This window comes from Rugamonas apoptosis, assembly GCF_014042355.1.
In the GTDB taxonomy this organism is placed as follows: domain Bacteria; phylum Pseudomonadota; class Gammaproteobacteria; order Burkholderiales; family Burkholderiaceae_D; genus Rugamonas; species Rugamonas apoptosis.
In genome coordinates, this window is sequence record NZ_JACEZU010000005.1 from 401836 (window position 1) to 420700 (window position 18865).

16 protein-coding genes are annotated in these 18865 nt (G+C 67.0%); 4 read left to right on the forward strand and 12 right to left on the reverse strand.

What is annotated here, in order from left to right; genetic code table 11:
- Positions 1-145: 145 nt before the first annotated feature.
- The 3 genes from H3H39_RS12805 to H3H39_RS12815 all read right to left on the reverse strand — a co-directional run bounded on the left by H3H39_RS12805 (position 146) and on the right by H3H39_RS12815 (position 1852).
- Positions 146-1024, reverse strand: a complete 879-nt coding sequence (locus H3H39_RS12805) for a pirin family protein (protein ID WP_182153756.1) — start codon at positions 1022-1024, stop codon at positions 146-148.
- Positions 1025-1038: 14 nt separating this feature from the next.
- Positions 1039-1437: an OsmC family protein gene (locus H3H39_RS12810; protein WP_182153757.1), complete on the reverse strand. Its 399-nt coding sequence runs from the start codon at positions 1435-1437 to the stop codon at positions 1039-1041.
- Between the two features lie 127 nt (positions 1438-1564).
- Positions 1565-1852, reverse strand: a complete 288-nt coding sequence (locus H3H39_RS12815; RefSeq protein ID WP_182153758.1) for a DUF1330 domain-containing protein — start codon at positions 1850-1852, stop codon at positions 1565-1567.
- Positions 1853-1957: 105 nt separating this feature from the next.
- On the opposite strand from H3H39_RS12815, the gene H3H39_RS12820 reads away from it, so the two are divergent.
- Complete coding sequence (locus H3H39_RS12820) at positions 1958-2842, forward strand: LysR substrate-binding domain-containing protein (RefSeq protein WP_182153759.1); 885 nt, start codon at positions 1958-1960, stop codon at positions 2840-2842.
- 134 nt (positions 2843-2976) lie between these two features.
- On the opposite strand, the gene H3H39_RS12825 is transcribed toward H3H39_RS12820, so the two are convergent.
- From H3H39_RS12825 to H3H39_RS12860, 8 genes are all read right to left on the reverse strand, one after another.
- Positions 2977-3321: a zinc ribbon domain-containing protein YjdM gene (locus H3H39_RS12825; protein ID WP_182153760.1), complete on the reverse strand. Its 345-nt coding sequence runs from the start codon at positions 3319-3321 to the stop codon at positions 2977-2979.
- 87 nt (positions 3322-3408) lie between these two features.
- Positions 3409-5715 (reverse strand): SUMF1/EgtB/PvdO family nonheme iron enzyme, encoded by a 2307-nt coding sequence (locus H3H39_RS12830; protein ID WP_182153761.1) that lies wholly within the window; start codon positions 5713-5715, stop codon positions 3409-3411.
- Positions 5716-5737: 22 nt separating this feature from the next.
- Positions 5738-8035: an SPFH domain-containing protein gene (locus tag H3H39_RS12835; protein WP_182153762.1), complete on the reverse strand. Its 2298-nt coding sequence runs from the start codon at positions 8033-8035 to the stop codon at positions 5738-5740.
- A gap of 90 nt (positions 8036-8125) precedes the next feature.
- The gene (locus tag H3H39_RS12840; protein WP_182153763.1) at positions 8126-9199 is read right to left on the reverse strand and encodes a hypothetical protein; all 1074 of its coding nucleotides are present in this window, start codon (positions 9197-9199) and stop codon (positions 8126-8128) included.
- Entirely contained in the window at positions 9196-10506 is a 1311-nt protein-coding gene (locus H3H39_RS12845) for a hypothetical protein (protein ID WP_182153764.1), read from the reverse strand. Before H3H39_RS12845 ends, H3H39_RS12840 begins: the two co-directional genes overlap by 4 nt.
- A 3-nt stretch (positions 10507-10509) precedes the next feature.
- Positions 10510-11133 (reverse strand): hypothetical protein, encoded by a 624-nt coding sequence (locus tag H3H39_RS12850; protein ID WP_182153765.1) that lies wholly within the window; start codon positions 11131-11133, stop codon positions 10510-10512.
- A 15-nt stretch (positions 11134-11148) separates the two neighbouring features.
- On the reverse strand, positions 11149-12486 hold the full coding sequence (locus H3H39_RS12855) for a hypothetical protein (protein ID WP_182153766.1): 1338 nt from the start codon (positions 12484-12486) through the stop codon (positions 11149-11151).
- Between the two features lie 113 nt (positions 12487-12599).
- The gene (locus tag H3H39_RS12860; RefSeq protein ID WP_182153767.1) at positions 12600-15932 is read right to left on the reverse strand and encodes a penicillin-binding transpeptidase domain-containing protein; all 3333 of its coding nucleotides are present in this window, start codon (positions 15930-15932) and stop codon (positions 12600-12602) included.
- Between the two features lie 201 nt (positions 15933-16133).
- Between H3H39_RS12860 and H3H39_RS12865 the strand changes: the two genes are divergently transcribed.
- The 3 genes from H3H39_RS12865 (at position 16134) to H3H39_RS12875 (ending at position 18072) form a co-directional block, all read left to right on the forward strand.
- Complete coding sequence (locus H3H39_RS12865) at positions 16134-16388, forward strand: hypothetical protein (protein WP_182153768.1); 255 nt, start codon at positions 16134-16136, stop codon at positions 16386-16388.
- 220 nt (positions 16389-16608) lie between these two features.
- Positions 16609-17283, forward strand: coding sequence for a thrombospondin type 3 repeat-containing protein (locus H3H39_RS28360; RefSeq protein WP_182153769.1), 675 nt, complete (start codon positions 16609-16611; stop codon positions 17281-17283).
- Between the two features lie 81 nt (positions 17284-17364).
- Positions 17365-18072 carry a ribonuclease HI family protein gene (locus H3H39_RS12875; RefSeq protein ID WP_182153770.1) on the forward strand — a complete coding sequence of 236 codons (708 nt, stop codon included), beginning with the start codon at positions 17365-17367 and terminating at the stop codon, positions 18070-18072.
- A gap of 34 nt (positions 18073-18106) precedes the next feature.
- Here the strand turns inward: H3H39_RS12875 and H3H39_RS12880 are convergent, their stop codons facing one another.
- Positions 18107-18595 carry a chemotaxis protein CheW gene (locus tag H3H39_RS12880; RefSeq protein WP_182153771.1) on the reverse strand — a complete coding sequence of 163 codons (489 nt, stop codon included), beginning with the start codon at positions 18593-18595 and terminating at the stop codon, positions 18107-18109.
- Between the last annotated feature and the right edge of the window lie 270 nt (positions 18596-18865).

Genomic DNA, 18865 nt, shown 5'->3' on the forward strand with positions numbered 1-18865 from the left:
TGACAGTGTTAGTTAAGGAAAATGGTTCCTGAGACAATCACTGTACCCGGATGGAACAGCTCGAAACCTTGATCCAGATCAAGGCGCATCGCAAGGTGCACCTTGACAACAAACTGTCCATGACAGCCCTGCCTGCTGTACCGGTTCAAACGGGCATGCGGGCCGGCAGCGGTATCCATTCTGTCTCACCGGGTACCGGATCGAAGCGCTGCGCGGTCCAATCCTCGGCCGCCTGCTGGATGCGCTCCTTGCTCGACGAGACGAAGTTCCACGACATGAATCGCCGCCCTTCCAGCGGTTCGCCGCCAATGATGACAAAGCGCGCGTCCGAACCTGCGAGCACGCGCTGGGCGCTGGCCGTGTCCAGCAATGCCATGGTGTGCAGCGCCAGCGGCACGCCATCCACCTCCACTGCGCCGCTGATGGGGTAAATGGCCGCTTCCGGCGGCAGCCCGGTCAGGCCCAGTTGCTGGCCTGGCTGCAGTAGCACGTCCAGGTACAGGGTCTGGCTGTAGGTGCGCACGGGCGAGGTCTTGCCGAAGGCGCTGCCGATCAGTACCCGCACACGTGCGCCCTGCACTTCCAGTTCGGGGATTTCGTCGGCCGCCGTGTGACAGAAGCTGGGTTCGTCCTCCTCGTGCGCCAGCGGCAACGCGGCCCACAACTGCAGGCCGTGGGTGCGGTGTGGACGGTCCACCAGGTCCTTGGGCGTGCGCTCGGAATGGACGATGCCCCGGCCGGCCGTCATCCAGTTGATGGCGCCCGGTTCGATGCGCTGCACGGAACCGATGCTGTCGCGGTGGTCCATCGCCCCTTCGAACAAATAGGTCACGGTGGCCAGGCCGATGTGGGGATGGGGACGCACGTCGTGGTTGGCGCCGGGCGCCACGTCGATCGGGCCGAAATGGTCGAAGAAAATGAAGGGACCCACGGCCTGCTTGACGGCAGCCGGCAGGTAGCGGCGCACGATCAAGCCGCCGCCCAGGTCCTTCTCGTGGCCTTTCAATACGGTGGAGATGGTCATGGCGTCTATCCTGTTCAGCCCAGCACCGTCGTCACTTCCGTCGTCACGGCCGTCATCAGCTTGTGGACGGGGCATTTCTGGGCCACGGCCAGCAGGTCGGCACGCTGTTCCTCGGTCAGTTCGCCCGTTAGGTGCAGGGTGGTGGCCAGGCGGTAGACGCCCTTGCGCTCCTCGCTCGCATCGCGTTCGGTGCTCACTTCCACTTGTTCGAGGGGGATGCCCTTGCGCTTGGCGTACCAGACCACGGTGAGCGCCTTGCAGGAACTGATGGCCGCGTCGTACAGGTCGTGCGGCGACGGGCCGGCGTCGTTGCCGCCTTCCTCCAGCGTGCCGTCGGTGGAGATCAGGTGGTTGCGCACGTGGACGATGTGGCGCATGGGCAGCGACTGGTCGCGGATTACTTTGATGGTCATGGCATTCCTTGTTGGGCAATAATACAGAACCAACAATTTACACCGTTTGGACGATACGTGCCCAGCGCAGGAATGGAAAAGAGCAAAGGCGGCCACCAGCATGCGCCGATGCCGCCCTGCGGTGCCGTTACAGCCCGTCGACCAGCATCATGTCCATATGCGAGCCGCTTTGGCGCAGCTTGCGCAGCGGCTGATGGTCCGGGTCGGCGTGCCAGGCCTGCGCTTGCTCCGTGGTAGGGAATTCGATCATCACGGTCACGCCATGCAGCAGCGCCTCGCCTTCCAGCAGGGCGGCCGGCGTGCGCGCCAGCAGTTTGCCGCCGTGCTTCTGGATCAGGGCCGGCATCTTCGATCCATATTCCTGCTGCCAGTCCGGGTTATGTACAGTCAAAGCGCCAATAACGTATGCAGCCATGTGATTCTCCCTGGTGTGGTTGGTGAGGCGGACTCATTATCAATCCGAACCAAATAACGAGAAATAAGCCTACAATTCCGGTAATCGTAACTTTTTATTCCGGATATGAGCGACAAACTGCGCAGCATGCAAGTGTTCGTGGTGGCGGCGACGGCCAGCAGCCTGGCGGCGGCCGGCCGCGTGCTGGACATGTCGGCCGTCATGGTGGGCAAGCACGTGAGCGCGCTGGAGCAGCAACTGGGCGCCAGCCTGCTGGAACGCACCACCCGCAAACTGACCCTGACCGAGATCGGCGCCAGCTATCTTGAACGGTGCCGCGACGTGCTGGCCAGCGTGGAGGCGGCCGACCATGTGGCCGAAACCCTGCGCGCCGTCCCGCAAGGGAACTTGCGCATCACGGCGCCGGTGGCGTACGGCGCGCAGCGGCTGGTGCCGGTGATCCACGCCTACACGGCCACCTATCCGCTGGTGCATGTCGACCTGGTGCTGAATGACCGGGTGGTGAACCTGGCCGAGGAAGGCATCGATGTGGCGATCCGTTCCGGCAAACTGGCCGACACGGGCCTGATCGCAAGGCCGCTGGCGCGCAGCCGCATGCTGGCCGCGGCCAGTCCCAATTATCTGGAACGGCATGGCGTGCCGCATCATCCGCTGGACCTGGAGCAGCACAACTGCCTGTCCTTCGACACCTGGGGCGTGGACCATCGCTGGCGTTTCAGCCAGGGCGAGACGATGGTGGCGGTGCGGGCACAGGGCAATTTCATCAGCAATCACGGCCACGCCTTGCTGGCGGCAGGTTTGGCGGGCATGGGGGTGGTGATGCAGAACGACTCGCTGCTGGCCGAGCATTTGCACTCGGGCGCGCTGGTGCATCTGCTGCCGGACTGGGAACTGCCATCGCGCGCCGTCCACATCGTGCGCCGGCCAGAGCCGCGCCCCAGCGCCAAGGTGCGCAGTTTCGTCGATTTTGCGCTGGCGCGATTGGGTTAAACCTTGCGCTGGTGCGATTGGGTGGAACCCTGCGCTGGTGCGCTCGGTTGAAACGGCGCGCGGAAAAGCAAACGGCGGCCCGCCAGGCCGCCGTTTGCTTTGGTGCTCGCAGGCGGCGCGTGGCCGCCATCCCATCACACCACTTTCTTGACGAACTCCGACTTCAGGCTCATGGCGCCGAAACCGTCGATCTTGCAGTCGATATCGTGGTCGCTGTCCACCAAGCGGATATTCTTGACCTTGGTGCCGACCTTGACGGTACCGCCGCCACCCTTCAGTTTCAGATCCTTGATCACGGTGACGGTGTCGCCATCCTGCAGGATGTTGCCGACGGCGTCGCGGTACACCTTGGCGCCTTCTTCAGCCGCTTCGGCCGCTTGCGCGCTCCACTCGTGCGCGCATTCCGGGCACACGTACTGGCCGCCGTCTTCATAGGTGAATTCGGAATTGCATTTGGGGCATGGAGGTAAAGCGCTCATCGTATTATCCTGAAAAGTTGGGCAACTGCCCGCAAAAACCAGCATTATACTGCTTCACCACCCAAATTCCCAGCCAACAGACGTCATCTACGTCAATTTCCGTGCCACACGCAGACCGACGATGTCGTTCGCCAGCACCGCCGAGTACCCATTGCGGACAGCCGAGCGCAGATAGCGTGGGTTGTACAGCCACGAGCCGCCGCGCAGCACGCGCCGTACCTGGTCACCGCCCTGCTCCCACGCCGTGCCGTCGGCTGGCGCGCCCTGGTAGTTATCGTGCACCACGTCCTGCACCCACTCCCACACGTTGCCATGCATGTCGAACAGGCCCCAGGGATTGGGCGCGAAGCTGCCGCACTTGGTCGTCCCCTGCCGGAATTCTCCGCGCGCGCTGCCGTTGTAGGTGTAATTGCCGTCGTAGTTGGCGCGCTCGGTGCTGATCTCGTCGCCGAATGAAAAGGCGGTCTTGGTCCCGGCCCGGCACGCATACTCCCATTCCGCCTCGCTGGGCAGGCGGTACTGCTGGCCCGTGCATTCGGACAGCCAGCGCACATAGCGTTGTGCGTCGTTCCAGCTCACGCCGACCACGGGATGTTCGTCCGTCTGCACGAAACCGGGCTGGCGCCAGTCCGTGTCGGACATCGATTCCCAACCGGTGGCGCGGGCGAACAGCTTCCACTGGCCCACCGTGACGGGATAGCGGCCCAGCGCGAACGAATGCTCGATACCCACCCAGTGCTGCGGTTGCTCGCGTTCCAGCCAGCCCTGCTGGGCGCCGGCCTTGATGGCGATGGCCCGTTCGTGTTCCGCGGAGCCCATCTGGAAACGGCCGGTGGGGATCAGCACCAACTCCGGGCCGACGCCGGTGCCGTCCAGGAAGCGGTCACGCAGCACGCCGCTGGCATCGGCGACCGGACTGCCCGGCGTGGGCAGCAGGGCCGCCAGTTCGGCCGCGTTGCGTTCGGCCTGCTGCTTGCGGTGGCGTTCCTGCTCGGCACGATACGCCGCTTCGGCCTTGAGCTGCATGGCCTTGCGCTGCTGCTCCTCGTGCGCGGCGCGGGCGGCGGCGGCATCGGCCTCGCGCCGGGCTTGCAACTGCTCGCGTAGCTGCTGCTTGCGTATCTTGGCGGCCGCTTCCGCCTCGGCGCGCTGGCGGGCTTCCTGCTCGCGGCGTAGCTTATCGAGCCGCACCTTTTCCAGCGCGGCGGCATGGGCGGCCGCCTGGGCGGCGGCTTGCACCTCGGCCTGGCGTTTAGCGGCCAATTCCGCCTGGCGACGCTGCTCGGCCAGCCGGGCCTGTTCGGCCTGGGCCGCCAGCTCCTTCTGGCGCAGCGCTTCGCGCGCGCGCGCCTGCTCGGCCGCGGCGGCCTGCGCCGCCAGTTCTTCTTCGCTGGGACCAGCCGCGCCGCGCAACGCTTGCAGCAGTTCAGCCACGCTGGCCGGACGGCGCTCCTGCGCAAACGCGAACCCCGCCTGCAGCACCTGCCACTGGCGCAGATTGAGCGCGGCCGGCGCCGAGGGATGAAAATCGGCGCTGCGCATGTCCTCGAACGGCATGCGCCCTTCCAGCAGCTGATAGATCATCACGGCCACGGCATATACGTCCAGCCGGGGACTGGGCTGGCGCTGATGGGTACCCGCTTCCGGCGCCCGGTAGCCGGCCGTGCCGGCGTTGGGCGCCTGCAGCCCCAGGCTGCTGCCGGCGCTGCGCGCGCGCGAGGCGATGCCGAAGTCCAGCAGCTTGATTTCGCCGCGCTGGGTCAGGAACACGTTACCCGGCTTGATGTCGCGGTGCACCAGCTTGTGCTTGTCCCAAGCGTAGTGCAGCGCCTCGCCCACCGGTTGCAGCAATTGGCACACGCGCTCCAGCGCCAGTGGGCCTTCGCGGGCGAGGATGGCGTCCAGGTCCTGGCCTTCCAGGTATTCCATGATGATGAAATAGCTGGAGGTGGCCGGGTCTTGCGCCCATTCGTACACGCGCACGATGTTTTCATGCGCCAGCTTGCGGGCCTGGGTGGCTTCCTCGATCAACAGCTTGGCGTGGGTGGCGCTCTGGGTCAGTTGCGGCGGTAGGATCTTCAAGGCCACCTGGTCGCTGTGTCCCAGTTCGGCGTGCGTGGCCAGGTCGGTGGCAAGCCACACCTGGCCCATGCCGCCCATGCCGATCAGCCGTTCCAGCCGGTAGCGCCGGTTTTGAGGGCCGATTTCCTGGCCACTCATCAGCCCCAGTTCCGTCCCCTGGCGCGCCAGCATGGGCGCGGCGCTGCCGCCCGGCGGCGCGTATTCGGCGTCCAGGATAGCGTTCTTGCGGCGATCGAACTCCTGCAGGCTTAACAGCCCGTCCTCGTGCAGGGCACGCAGTTCGCGTATCTTTTCTCTTGCGGTTTGCATCATCGAAGGTGGGATTCCTGCTTCGTCACGGTGTCAGCGGCACGCCGCATTCGGCGCAGAATTTATCATGCGGGGCATCCGCCCGAACCGGGTGGCCATTGCGGCAGCAACGCACGGGCGCGGCCGGCGCGATGGTCGGCGTTGTGGCGGCCACCGCACCGGGCACCCCGGCCCGGGCCACGCCCACCCCGAGCTGGCTCTGGGTCGTCAGGGCCACGGCGCTGGCCGCGTTCTGCAGATTGAGCAGGTCGAGCTGGTGGCGGCGGTCCTTGTCCATGTCGGTGTCGCGGTGGGCGCGGTCCTCCAGCACCTGCTCGCGCGCCAGCCGCATGGCCTCGGCCGGGCTGACACTGTGTTCGGCCGCCACCACGGCGGCCAGCGACTGGATCTGCTCGGGTGTCATGCCGCCCTTGATTTGCAGCTGCATGATGCGCGCCACGGCTTCCGCGTTGGGCGTGGCGGCCGTGGCCACCATGCCCATGTCACTCAATTTGCCGATCGCTTCCACGTGCGCGATCTCGTGCGCCTGGCGCGCCAGCAGCATGTCGTACTCACCCTTCCAGCGCGCGAACTTCTCGTCCCGCTCATGGGCCATGGCTTTCAGCTCGCGCTGCCACTGCGCTTCGCGCTCACGCTCCTGCAGCAACTGGCGCTGCTCATCCACGGCCAGCTGGTCCAGCATGGCCTGGTGCGCGTTGGCCTGGTTGTTGCGGGCGTGGACGCTGTCTGCTTCTATCGTGCGCAACAGTTTCTCGTACTGGGCGATGGCGTCGGCCTGCGCGCCGGCGCGGCGCAAGTCCTCGATCTTCTGGTTGATCTCGGCCACCTGGACGGCATTGGACGCATCCTTGACGGCATCGCCGCGCAGCAGTTCGCGCTGGCGCGCCAGCTGTATCTGGTCTTCCCACTCCTGGATACGTTCGGCCTCGCGGCGGCGCGCCAGGTTGGCCAGCGCCAGCCCTTGGTGACGGGCCAGATGATGCTCCGTTTCCAGTTGCGCCTCGCGTTCTTTGTCCTCCGCCTCGCGCTGGCGCAAGCGGGCCAGTTCGGCGCGGCGGCGCGACTCGTCCTCGATCGCCAGGGCCTGCGCGATCTGGTTTTCAATGGCCTGCTGGTGCAAGGTGTGCGCGAAGCGTTGCTGCGCCAGTTGCCGCTGCTCGGCCGCTTCCTGCTGGGCGATTTCCAGCTCGGTGCGCATTTTGATCTGCGCCAGCTCGCGCACGTGCTCCCATTCCGCTGTATCGCCCGCGCGCACGGCGCGGTGCTTCGCCAGCTCGTGCTCCAGTTCCGCCAGCGTAGTGCCGGCGCCCTTCTCCAACGCCACCTTGCGCGTCTTCGATTCCATGATGCGGCCATACAGGTCCACCTCGCGGGCGCGGATGGCCTGCACCCGTTCCGCTTCCTGCAGCGTCAATTCCGCCTTTTCCACGCTGGCATCCTGCCGCAGTTCAGCGCGCCGGTACTGGGTGCGCATTTTCTGCTCTTCGCGCCAGATGGCTTGCCATTCCTCGTCATCGTAGATCTGGTCGAGCTGCTTGACGTGTTCCAGCTGCACGTGGCGCTCGTCGGCCACCAGCCACAAGGTGCCGATGCGTTCGCGGTTGTGGTCGAACTTGTCGTGCCGCATGGCGGCCGTCTCCACCTGGGACACGGCCAGGCCATATTCGGCCAGGCGCAGCTTGAGCGCCGCCTGCAGCCGTTCGTCAAGCTGGGCGCGCAGGTCGGGATTGTGGGCCATGTCGCGCATCGACCGGGCGCCCACGAATTCGACCGCCAACTGGCGCACGGACGGCGCCAGCAGATCATGCAGGTGGCTGGTGGTGACGGTGCCCGGGGTGGTCATGAAGTGCTGGGCGAAGGCCGGCACGTTCTCGATCCGGAGGCCCACCGTGAAGCGGGCCGCAATCTTCAAGTGCTCGGCCGTATGCAGGTCGTCGAACGAGAAATCCACCGGTAGCGGCGTGCTGCGCGTGATGAGGATTTCCGCATGCTGGTTACGCAGCAAATGGTTCAGGCGGGTGAAGAAACCTTCGATTTCATATTCGCCTTGCGGCACTTCCGTGGCCTTGTCGGCCTGCAGGATGTAGGCGCGGGCGGTGGCCGGTACGCGCAGCGTCTTGGTGAAAATGCCGGACAGCGCGCGCACGCCAAAATAGACGGCCAGTTCATCGTTGCCCGGTATCCAGCGGTTATCGCGCAGCACCGGCTCGTTGCGCGGGGCGCCCAGCGTCAGGCCGCAATCGGCGCAATAGCCCGACTGCTCGTCATTCTTGTGCCCACAGCGCGGGCACTTGACGCCGCCAAAACCAAACATTTGGAACATGCCAGACTCCTTCTTGGGTTCATCCACCGGAACACCCCAGCCCGCCAACGATTTTAGCAGGGGCCCACCGGTACTCCTTTTGCGCACGATTCAGATCATGCCAATTCGTTCGATGCAAACATGGCTGGCGCCGCGCGCCCGCAGCGCGGCCGCGAATCCATCCGGCAACTGTCCCTGCCAGGCGGCGGGCAGCAACACCCGGTCCCCGGCCACGGCTTGCTTCAATATCAACGCCAGCTTGGGCCCGCAGCCGTCCACCGTCTCCACCTGCCCCGCATGCCAGGCGCTGGAACAACCGGTGGCGATGATGCGCCCGCGCGGCACGCACTCGCGCCCGCGCGCGAGGCGGTCCGCCATGACCAGCGCCAGCTCATACGACGCGCCCTGGAACCGGGGTTGGCCGAAGCGCACCACGGTGCGCCAGCGCCCCAGACCCCGGCCGTCGAAATGGCGGGCGCCGGCCAGCGTCCGCCGCACGGCCAGTTGCGCGCTCAGGTCCAGGCCCGGCGCGGCGATGGTGTCCTCCTCGTCCGCCCCGCCATGCCCAAAGACGCCCTGCCCGATCGAATAGACGCTCACTTCCACCCAGCCCAGGCTGTCATTCACGCCGCCGCTATGCAGGGGGAACCAGGCCATGGCGCTGGCCACGGCGGTGGCGGGGTCGGGATGGCCATGCAGGCCACCGAGGTGGGAAATGAACAGGCAGTCAACTTCGGGCGCCACGCCCGTGCCGGCGCCCAGCACCAAGGCGGGAGCAAGCGTCAGATGGTGGCGAACTTGCTCGATTGCAAGCGGAACGCCTGCCTGCACCCGGCCCAGGTGCCATGCGTCCGAGCGGCCATGCGCCAGTGCCACGCCGCTGGCGCAGCGGTACAGTCCACGCACCATGCGATCGGCCAGTACGGCGGCCAATTCCCAATCGCGTTCATCCGGTTCCGGCACGGCATCCATGCTGAGCACCACCTGGTCGCGGCTGTCGAAACGCGCCTCCGTGTGCCGGGCCAGCCGCACCACCTGCTGCATACGCTCGCAGATGGCGGGCGCGCCGGCGACGATGCATTTGACGTCGGCCCGGTTGGCGCGCGGCCGGCGGCTGGCCATGATGGTCAGCATGCGGCCATTGGCCAGCAGGGCCAGGCATTGCGCAGTGGTGGGCAAGGTCATGACGCTGGCTCCCGGCGGATGAATGGTACGGGTTCGTCGAGCAGTTCGTCCTCGTGTATCGGCTCGTATGGGGCGCGGCGCAAGGCCAGATCGTATTCAAGATTGGCGCAGATGCGGTTCGCTTCATCGGACAGTTCGCCCCACTGTACCGGTACGGCCAACTGGAGCCGGGCCAACAGTGCCCATGCTTCATCCAGCGCGGCCACGGCGGCTGTACTGTTACGGCTGCGGCGGGCTTGCTGGTGCACTTCCAGCGGCTGATCCGGTGCGGCCCATGCCAGCGAGGGCATTGTGTCCACGCTCAGCTTGAGCAGCGCCAGCCGCCGCAACAAGGCTTGCTGGGTCTGGAATGGCTCCGGCCCGGCGGGCAAGGCCAACAGGCGCAAAGCTGTGCTCAACGCGGGCAGCTCAAGGAACAGGCGCCGCAGCGCCCTGGCATCGCAGGCGGCCGGCGGCAATCCGCCCGATGGCCCCATCTTGGCGTGCGCCGAAACCTGCGCGGCATGCCCGCTAGCGCTGGCGCTGGTGCTGGCGATGCCGGTAGGGCTGGCGCTCCTGCTGGTGCTGGTGCTGGTGCTGGTGCTGGTGCTGGTGCTGGTGCTGGTGCTGGTGCTGGTGCTGGTGCTGGCGCTGGCGCTAGTACTGGCGCTGGCAGTGGCGATGGTGCAGTCAGTGGCGCTGGCCTCGGCGGTGGCGGGCGCCTGCTGAGTTGCCGCGGCCACGGCGGCGGCCTGCGACGCCCGTTCCGCGAGCACATCGGCGTAATCGATCTGGTCGCCCAGGTCGACCGGCACGCAATCGTCCACCGTGATGCCAAAGCGCGTGTACAGCAGCTGGTTTAGACCGGCGCGGAAGCAATTCCATTCGTCCAGGGTGGCGCAAGGCGGCAGGTCCAGTGCGCCTTGCGCCAATGCAGCCTGCACAGCCTTATCGATGCGGGCGTGCATATCGTCCAACGTCAGCTCCACCTCCGTCTCGCTGTACAGGAACAGGTCGAAACGTTGCTGGGTCACGCGCGGGTCAGTCGCATCAATCACGAATCGCAGCCGCAGCCCCAGTTCCGGCGCCGCCGCGAATGGCGTCAGGTCCACGCTGTAGGGGCCGGGATGGAAGCAAAATGCGGTTTCGCCTTTCGCGCAGTTGATCTTGCCGGTGGCGGCGCGGCGCGCATGACCGCCCGGATTGAAAATGACGACGCGGCACGCGGCCGGGGCGCTATCGCCTTCGCCCAGACGACGGGCGACCACATGCCGGCCCAGCGCGCTGGTATCGGCAGGCTGATGGCGGCGGCGCCTGAACAGTCCCATGATTCAGGGCGCGACCGGTTCGACGGCGAAACGGGCGCCATACATGTGGAAGTGGGGCGCGGGCGCGGTGGCGAATGGCCAGGGCTGCTCACATTCCCCATCCGCGTCCAGCCGGCCCTGCAACACGATGGCGCCACCGCCATCCACCACGCGCAGCATGGTCCGCTCGCGCAGCAGGCGTGCCGCGAAAGGCGCTTCGCCGGCCAGTTTGAGCACCACTTGCCAGCCGTCGCCCTCGGGCAGGAAATGCAGGGCCCAGAACTGATCGTCGGTACTCAGCATGTCAAGCTCACCGCTACTGGCGGCGGCGCGCAACATGCCGGCGCTGCCGTGCCAACTGGCGTCGTTGGCGGCGACAAGTCCAGGTCGGCCATGATGCGGCACCGGCGCGGCGGTGGTAACGCTGCCCTTCACTCCCGCTGCGCGCCGGTCCAACGCCAGTTGACGGAAGCGGCGCATGGTCAGCGGCGATTGCTGCAGGGCGGTGCGTTCCTTGGGCGTGAGCGCGCGGCTGCCGTCCAGCGCGGCCAGCAAAGTGGCGTCGGCCAGCATCAGCCGGTCGCCAGGCGCCGCCCGCGACAGCAGCAGGCGCTCGCGCAGCCGGTCATCCAGTGGTGTCGTATGCATCTCGTTCTCCTTCAATTACGCGGCTCCCGTGTGAGCCGCATGCAGCCGGGCGATGGCTTCGTTCCGGCGTTTGCGCAAGGTGGGCATGGATATGCCATCCAGCGCCGCCAGTTGCTGCAAGGTGGGCAGTTCACCAGTGGCCGCATCCAGCCAGGCATCGGGGTAACTGTCGTCCTCCGGTCCCAGCAGCGTGTGATACACGGCCAGCCGTATCGGCAGCGTAGTCCCGTGCAGAACGCGCAGCGTCCAACTGGCCGTGTCCTGCGCGGCCCGCGCCATTTCCAGATAGCGGGGGGGCAGGGAAAGCGCGGCGGCGATGGATTGCTCGGCGGCCAGCGCAGTGGCTACCTCCGCTGCATCGTGCACCGCCGGCGCGGGTTCCTCGTCCGCCGGTTCCGCCTCGCAAGATGACTCGCTATCGTCCATTTCCGGCGCTGGCAGGATCTGATCGGACATGGCGGCCGCACCGCCAGCCGCCTCCTGCGCTTCCGACGCATCCATCACGCGCCAGTAGTCTTCCAGCCATGACGCGGCCTCGCCGGCATCTTCCCGCCAAGGGTCGGCGCTGTCCTGGTTGGACGACAATTCCTCATAGTCGCCGATTTCCGCCAGCATGGCCGCGATCCGGGCCGGGTTGTTCTTGAGGCTGGAAAAGCGCTTGGAACGGGTATGCAGCGGGCCGGGGGCGCCGGTGTAATGCTCCTGCGTTTCGCTCCAGCGAATGATCCATTCCGCCTGGCAGGCGCCGATTTTCAGATGCCGGAACTCCGGCGGCATGGTGCCCGGCGCGCAGTCCAGGATGACAGCCAGCCGCTCGCGGTGCGAGGCACCGTCCTCGAACAGCTGGGCCAGCGCGTGCCAGGCTGTGTCCAGCATGCGGTAGGTGTAGATTTTGTTGGGCGTGCAGTCGCGGCCCGTGGCCACCATGTAGTTGTCGGCATCGACCTTGTCGCGCAGACCCGCGTACATATCGTTGACCTTCTTGCGCAGCGCCGCTTCAGCCGCCGGATCGCTCCAGAACGCGCCGGCGCGCGCATGTTCGGCCACCAGCGTGGCCACGAACGCATGCCAGAACGTTGGATGGGCATGCAGTTCGAACGCGAGGCTGAGCGCCAGTTCGCACACGCTGTCGCCATAGCTGTTGCCCGCCGCCTCGGCGCGCGCCAGCCGTTCGCCCGCGCGCAGGCGGGCCGCCAACGTATCGACATAGGCGTCCAGCAGCGCTTCATGTTGCGCTGAATCGAGCAGCAGATGCATGTCCATCTGCCGGAACGCTTGCAACGAGCAGCTTCCCAGCAGTTTGCGCACCTGCTCCCAGCCATGCTCCTGGTACCGGGTTCCTGGCAAGCGCATACGTTCCTGTTAACTAGTAAGGGCGCGCCGGACCGCTTCAGGATGAACGGCCACCGGCGGACGCTCTAAAATCATGCCACAGATCGGGACGCCCCATGCTGCGGGAAACAGGGCTATTTGCCCTTCTGTTCCCGATTCTGCCCCGCCAGGGTCGCCAGAATGGTGGCCACCACCGGCGCCGCATGCTCGCCGCCCGTGGCCTCGGAGTGGCTGGCGAAGACGGCCAGCGCCAGGCGGTGCGTTTGACCGGGCAGACTGCCCGGCTCCAGCCAGCCGGCGAACCACACTGTGGCCATGCCGTCGCCACTGGGAGCGGTGCCGGTCTTGCCGTACAGGTGGGGCCGCAGCGCGGCCAGCGCCGGGCCACCGAAGGCGCCGGCCGCCGTGCCGACGTCGACCACGCCTTTCATGCCAGCGCGGATCCGGTCCAGCCGTATGCCCAACGGCCGCACCGGCGGTACGCCGCTGTCCTTGCCGTCCAGTGCCAGCAGCATGCGCGGGGTGATCACAGCGCCCTGCCCGACCGCACCCGCCGCCAGCGCCATTTGCAGCGGCGTAGCCTGCATACGCAAGCCTATCGTCATCTGCCGCAGTTCGTGGCGCGTGTGGATAGGGTCTATATGGGCCGGCGTGGCTTGCAGCGCATCCCATGGCTGCCAGTTGAAATCGGGCGGCAGCAAGCCACCGTCCAGGCGCAGGGGCTGGCCGAAACCGAGACGGTGGGCGGCGGCCAGGATGGGGCGCACAGGGTCCAGCGCGTCCGCGTCGAGTGCCTGCAGGCCGGGCGCGCCGCCGTCGGGGCGGCCCAACAGGCTGGCGTCGCTCAACTCGCCGGACCAGGCAAACCAGGTATTGAGGCTGTAGGTCAGGGCCTGCGCCAATCCCAACCTGCCGTCCTGCGCGCGGCGGTCCAGGCTCTGCTCCTTGTAATTGGTGATGTGGGCCTGCCGGGTGTTGAATGGATAGGTCGCCGCATCGGTCTGGAAGCCGAATCCGCGCTGCGCCGCCATGTGATTGATGGCGGCCAGCGGCAAGCCCGCCAGCAAGTGCTCGATCTGCGGGTCGCGCTGGGCGGCCAGCTCCAGGCCCAGGGCGCTGACTATCTTGAACGTGGAGCCGGGGCTCTGGTGGGCGCCGCCGTCGTGCTGCAAAGCCGGCAGGCGCAAGGCGCTGCGGGCCGGGTTGGCGCGGTCGAAATCGCGCACTTCGGCCCAATTGGCCGGGTTGACGGCCCCGGCGCCGGCACCCGCGGCGGCCAGCAGATCGCCCGTTTCCGTGTCGAGGATGACGATGCCGGCGTGGCGGCCTTCCGGGGCGGCCCGGCCGCCCGCGCAGTGTTTGCCGTCCCAACGGCCGCGCCGCATGGCCACGCAATCAAGCACATTCTGGCTCAGCGCCTGCAACGGCAAATCCAGCGTGAGCCGGGCCGGAACCGATGCGCCACTGGTGGCGGGACGGCGCGCCAGCATGCCGGCGATGCCGCTGGCCTGGGCCGGATTCACGCCCAGCAGCGTGGCCATGCCCGCATCCTGCGCCGCCTGGGTGGGCGCGCCATCGGCCCACAGCGGCGTGCCGTTGCGGTCTTGCAGCTGGACTTGGGCGGGCAAGGCGGATGCGGGCGCCGCCGCCATGCTGCCCGTCCCGGCCAACGCCTGCCACAGGGGATGGCCATCGACAACGGCCAGATGCCGGTATTTGCGGTCCTCCGGCGCATTGACGCGGATGGCCGACACCTCCAGTTCCACGTCGCGCGCGCCCGGCGACAATTCCAGGGTCACCAACTGGACGTCGCCGGGCGTGCCGCAACCCCGTCCCGTGCAGGCCGATTGCGTCCGCGCACGCGCGCCGCGCACGCCGTGCACCTGGCCGATGACCAGCAGTTGCAGCGTGTCGTTGGCCGTCGCGGGATGAGGCAATTGGGCCTGTAACCGTATCGTGCGGGCCGATGTCGCCGGCGTCCAGCGCGCCACGCGCGTCCACGGCTGCCAGCCCTGCGGTAGTTCAGCGAACAGACTCGCCGCGAGCGCGGGCATCTGCGCACTGTTCGGCAGCGGCGTGGTGACGGCTTCACTGCTGGCATCCGCCGCCGATGGCAGCGCACTGGCGCGCCATTGCAGCTCACCTTCTTTGGCCCGCCACGCCAGCAAGCGCCGCTCGTCGTTGTAGATGCCGATCTGCTGCCGGACATAGACGCCGTCGGCCTGGTAATACAGGCGCTTGAGCAGCCTGGCGGTGGCCGCGTCTGCCGCCACGCCGGGCCAGCCCGCCAATTGGGCGGCGCGCGTGGGCACGGGACTGACCAGCCATTGCAGCAGGTCGCGCGGCGCCGCTTCGATATCGCCGTCATCGCGCACCCGTACCAGCCCGCGCGCGCGCAGGCTCTCGAACAGCATCTGGTCCTCGAATGGCGCGCGGGGCACGGCGGGGACTTGATAATCACCGGGTGGCAGCAGAGTACTCACCGGCCGGCCCCGTGCCGGAAAACCCGCCACCAGTGCGCGCGGCGGCTGGTCCGCGTCTCCGGACGGAATCCGGTACAACTGCGCCACCAGTTCTCCCGCCTGCGGACACAGGACATTGTTGCGCCGTTCCAGCCGCAATGCTGCCGCGCCGTTATCCCAGGTCAGCCAGCCTTGTTCGCGCAAACCCACCTGTCCATCCCGTCCCTGCTCTATCTGGCCCAGCGTGGCGTCGCTGATCCAGCGCACGTCGCCTTGCGTGCTGTGCCAACGCAGTTGCAACGGTTCACTGGCCGGGCTGCTGAAGTCGGGCCGCAACTGGCCATTGATCCGCACTTCCGGCATTGCCACCACGCCGGGCGCGGGTGCATCCACCAACAGCACGTTATGCAGGGCGGGTGCCGGTTCGGTGCCGTGTTCCACCCAGCGCAGGACATCCTCGAAGCGATAGCCTAGCCGCAGTGGAATCATGTGCGCATCGCCGCCGGTACGCAGCTGGCCGCACAGGTCAACCCGCACCGGCGCCGCCGCCCGCATGCCGACGGCCACCAGCATGGCGCCTTGGGGCTGCAAACCTATCCGCACGCCGGACGTGGCGGGCACCTCAAAACGCGCTCCCGGCAGCACGGGCTGAAACGCAGCGGCCACCTGCGCCGCCCCGGCCGTATCCACCTCCACCGTGTGCATGGTCGCCGCTACCAGGTGACGCGCATGGCCCGCGATCAGGGCAGCGCCGACCGCGCTGGCCAACGCGCCGCCCACCGCCAGCGCGCGCCAGGAGCGCGTCACATGCACGGCCGGCCGGTCTCCAAGCCCGCCTCCAGCCGTGGACGATACCACCCGCAAGGGCGCGGCCTCGCCCCGGCCGCGCCCTTGCCCTTGCCCTTGCCCTTGCCGTACTGCGCCGGCGCGCAGATTGGCTTGACGCCGCCGCGTGCGCCGCCATGCCGTCATGGCTTGCAAAAGATAAGTGATCGTACGCCGCATCTGGCCCTCGCGCTGGCTGTGGAAGGTATGCCCTCCACTAGCGGGGGGAGTGGAAAAATCCGTCCGCTGCGGCGCACAACTGGTCGCCATTTTTTGCAGTTCGCGCCGCAAAACGTACCGCTCGTCGCAAGGCCGTGGCGGCGCCGGGGCGGACTGGATACAGTGATCACATCAACACTCACCCCACCGAAAGGAAGCGCCATGAAACTCGTCAAAAACTTCGAAGCCCTGTTCGTTGTCACGCTGGGCCTGGCCTGTGCCGCCAACTACGTGCTCGACAAGCAGGAAGTCGCTACGCCCGCCCCGGCCGTCGCCAGCATCGCACCAGCGCTGGCGCTCAACACGCCCGTGGTGGTGGTCAGTGCCAAACGCCTGACCGCCGACCAGAAAAAACAATCGCTGCTTGACGAGAACAAGGCCGCCGTCGCCGCCGGCCATATTGCGAGCAAAATGTGATGGCCCGCCCCGCCCTTCGCCTGCAGCCGCGCCGCCACAAGCGTCGCGCCGCGTGACAGGCGAAGTCTGGCACTCGCGCCGCCACAGCGGCAATCGCGCCTACTGCGCCAACGGCAGCGCGCATGGTTTGTGTCAGTTGTAAGAAGTTGCATCATCCGTTTTTGTGCCCCGCTCCGCTTGATATAGTTCCCGTATGCCAGAACGCACTACGGAGAACATCATGATCAAGCCCACCTTTTATGCCGCCGCGATGATCGCCATCAGCGCCGCCGCTTTTCTGCCCTCGGCCGCATCGGCCCAAGTGGGCCTGAGCGTCGTGATCGGCAACGCCCCGCCCCATCCCCGTTTCGAAAGCGTTCCCGCACCGCGCCACGGTTATGTGTGGGCGCCCGGCTATTGGAACTGGGACGGCTATCGCCACGTATGGCTGGCCGGCCACTGGGAACCTGAACGCCGCGGCTATCAATATCGGGGTGCCGTCTGGCTGCGCGATGGCGACGACTGGCGTCTGGATCCCGGCGGCTGGGTCATGGTGCAGGCGGCCGACGCGGGCTATGACTATGTGACGGTGGCGCCGCCCCCGCCCCGTTATGAGCACGTGCCGCATGCGCGTCCCGGCTATGCCTGGGCGCCCGGCTACTGGGAGTGGCGCGGCAACCGGCATGAATGGATGGCCGGCGGCTGGGTGGCGGAGCGGCCGGGCTATATGTACGCACAACCGCGCTGGATCGAACGGGAAGGACGCTGGTACCGCGAGGAAGGCCGCTGGGAACGCCATCACGGCCATGGCGACCGCGATCACGACGGCATCCCCAATCGCTACGACCACGACCGCGACGGCGACGGTGTGCCGAACCGCTACGACCGCCACCCCGACAATCCGCGCCGCGACTGACACTGCCGCGTTCGCGGCCGCGCCACGGCGCGGGCTGCGGATCGGTTATGCTGACGGCCTCCGTCACTTCAATTGCCGCGCATGAACCCTTCCGAATTCGAGCAACTGGCCGCCGCAGCCTACAAGGGCGAGCGCGTGGCCAGCCGCCGGCTGGCGGCACGCACCGGCACGCCCGAACTGGACGCGCTACGCCACACGCTCACGCAGGCGGCCGGCTTGCAAGGCCTGGCCGCGCTGCTGGCGGCGCGGGCCGACCTGCGGGAGCGGGAACAGGGGCGGCGCGCCGAGCGTCTGCACACTCAACAAACGCGCATCGAACTGAAGCGAGCGGCAAGCCAGCCACCGGCCGATGCCTGGCGCGCGTGGTTCGACGGGTCGGCCCATCCCAATCCCGGCCGGCTGGGCATAGGCGCCCTGCTGTGCGGCCCCGATGGAGAACGAACGGAAATCAACCGCCAGGCAGGCCATGGCAACAGCGGCGAGGCGGAATATCTGGCGCTGATCGCGCTGCTGGAAGCGGCCCTGCCGCTGCGCCTGACGCAACTGGTGGTGTACGGCGACAGCAAGGTGGTGATCGATGACGTGAATCTGGCGCCCGCCTTGGGGGCCAAAGGACTGGAAGCGCACCGTGCGCGGGTGCATGCGCTGCTGCGGGAGTTAAGGCTATCAGGTGAGGTCAGCGTGCGCTGGGTGCCACGCCACCGCAACGGCGACGCGGACCGGCTGTCACAGCAGGCCATCGCGTCGTGGCTGCGACACGATGACGAGGACGCGGCGGACGCGACCTGAGCACGTCCAGCGCCGGGCGCCGGCGGCGGCGATATCAGGCAGCGGCGGCGTCGAGCAAGCCCATGTCGGCGCTCGACATCAGCTTGTCGATATCGACCAGGATCAGCATGCGATCTTCGATGGTGCCCAGGCCAATAATGTAATTCGTATCGAGCGCCGAACCAATATCCGGCGCCGGCTTGACCTGTTCGGGCGCCAGCGTGGTCACGTCCGAGACGCGGTCCACCACCATGCCCACCACGCGGTGGCCAATATTCAGGATGATCACGACCGTGAACTGGTCATAGCTGGGCGTGCCCAGGTTGAACTTGATACGCATATCGACGATGGGCACGATGATGCCGCGCAGGTTGACCACGCCTTTGACAAAATCCGGTGCATTGGCGATGCGGGTCGGCGTTTCGTAACTGCGGATCTCGCTCACTTTTTGAATGTCGATGCCATATTCTTCCTGGCCCAGGGTAAAGGCGAGGTATTCGGCCGCAGGGGACGCCGCCTGGGCGTCGCTGGTGATGTTGGACATGTCGGTTCCTTGGTTGGGACTGCGCCGTGGCCCGGTTCAGGCGCGGCCGGCTCTTTATCGGCAGTAATGTTACCGCAAGTCAACGACAATTGCACCTAAAAAAGCTTTCGGTGACGCGTAGCACAGCCTATCCGCCCCCGTTGCTATATACAGACCTTGATCCTCAAGGTTTTGGCCAGCCAAGTTCGGCATGATTGTTGCCCCCAGTCGTCCATGATCCGGGGGGTGTTGTCACCGGACTTGGTGGGTGGCTGGTGATCGCTGATAGGG

Coding starts and splice junctions, on each gene's coding strand:
- H3H39_RS12860 (WP_182153767.1), bottom strand. CDS start 15,932: ATGCGGCGTACGATCACTTATCTTTTGCAAGCCATGACGGCATGGCGG.
- H3H39_RS12850 (WP_182153765.1), bottom strand. CDS start 11,133: ATGCATACGACACCACTGGATGACCGGCTGCGCGAGCGCCTGCTGCTG.
- H3H39_RS12855 (WP_182153766.1), bottom strand. CDS start 12,486: ATGCGCTTGCCAGGAACCCGGTACCAGGAGCATGGCTGGGAGCAGGTG.
- H3H39_RS12830 (WP_182153761.1), bottom strand. CDS start 5,715: ATGATGCAAACCGCAAGAGAAAAGATACGCGAACTGCGTGCCCTGCAC.
- H3H39_RS12805 (WP_182153756.1), bottom strand. CDS start 1,024: ATGACCATCTCCACCGTATTGAAAGGCCACGAGAAGGACCTGGGCGGC.
- H3H39_RS12835 (WP_182153762.1), bottom strand. CDS start 8,035: ATGTTCCAAATGTTTGGTTTTGGCGGCGTCAAGTGCCCGCGCTGTGGG.
- H3H39_RS12845 (WP_182153764.1), bottom strand. CDS start 10,506: ATGGGACTGTTCAGGCGCCGCCGCCATCAGCCTGCCGATACCAGCGCG.
- H3H39_RS12810 (WP_182153757.1), bottom strand. CDS start 1,437: ATGACCATCAAAGTAATCCGCGACCAGTCGCTGCCCATGCGCCACATC.
- H3H39_RS12880 (WP_182153771.1), bottom strand. CDS start 18,595: ATGTCCAACATCACCAGCGACGCCCAGGCGGCGTCCCCTGCGGCCGAA.
- H3H39_RS12825 (WP_182153760.1), bottom strand. CDS start 3,321: ATGAGCGCTTTACCTCCATGCCCCAAATGCAATTCCGAATTCACCTAT.
- H3H39_RS12820 (WP_182153759.1), top strand. CDS start 1,958: ATGAGCGACAAACTGCGCAGCATGCAAGTGTTCGTGGTGGCGGCGACG.
- H3H39_RS12865 (WP_182153768.1), top strand. CDS start 16,134: ATGAAACTCGTCAAAAACTTCGAAGCCCTGTTCGTTGTCACGCTGGGC.
- H3H39_RS12815 (WP_182153758.1), bottom strand. CDS start 1,852: ATGGCTGCATACGTTATTGGCGCTTTGACTGTACATAACCCGGACTGG.
- H3H39_RS28360 (WP_182153769.1), top strand. CDS start 16,609: ATGATCAAGCCCACCTTTTATGCCGCCGCGATGATCGCCATCAGCGCC.
- H3H39_RS12840 (WP_182153763.1), bottom strand. CDS start 9,199: ATGACCTTGCCCACCACTGCGCAATGCCTGGCCCTGCTGGCCAATGGC.
- H3H39_RS12875 (WP_182153770.1), top strand. CDS start 17,365: ATGAACCCTTCCGAATTCGAGCAACTGGCCGCCGCAGCCTACAAGGGC.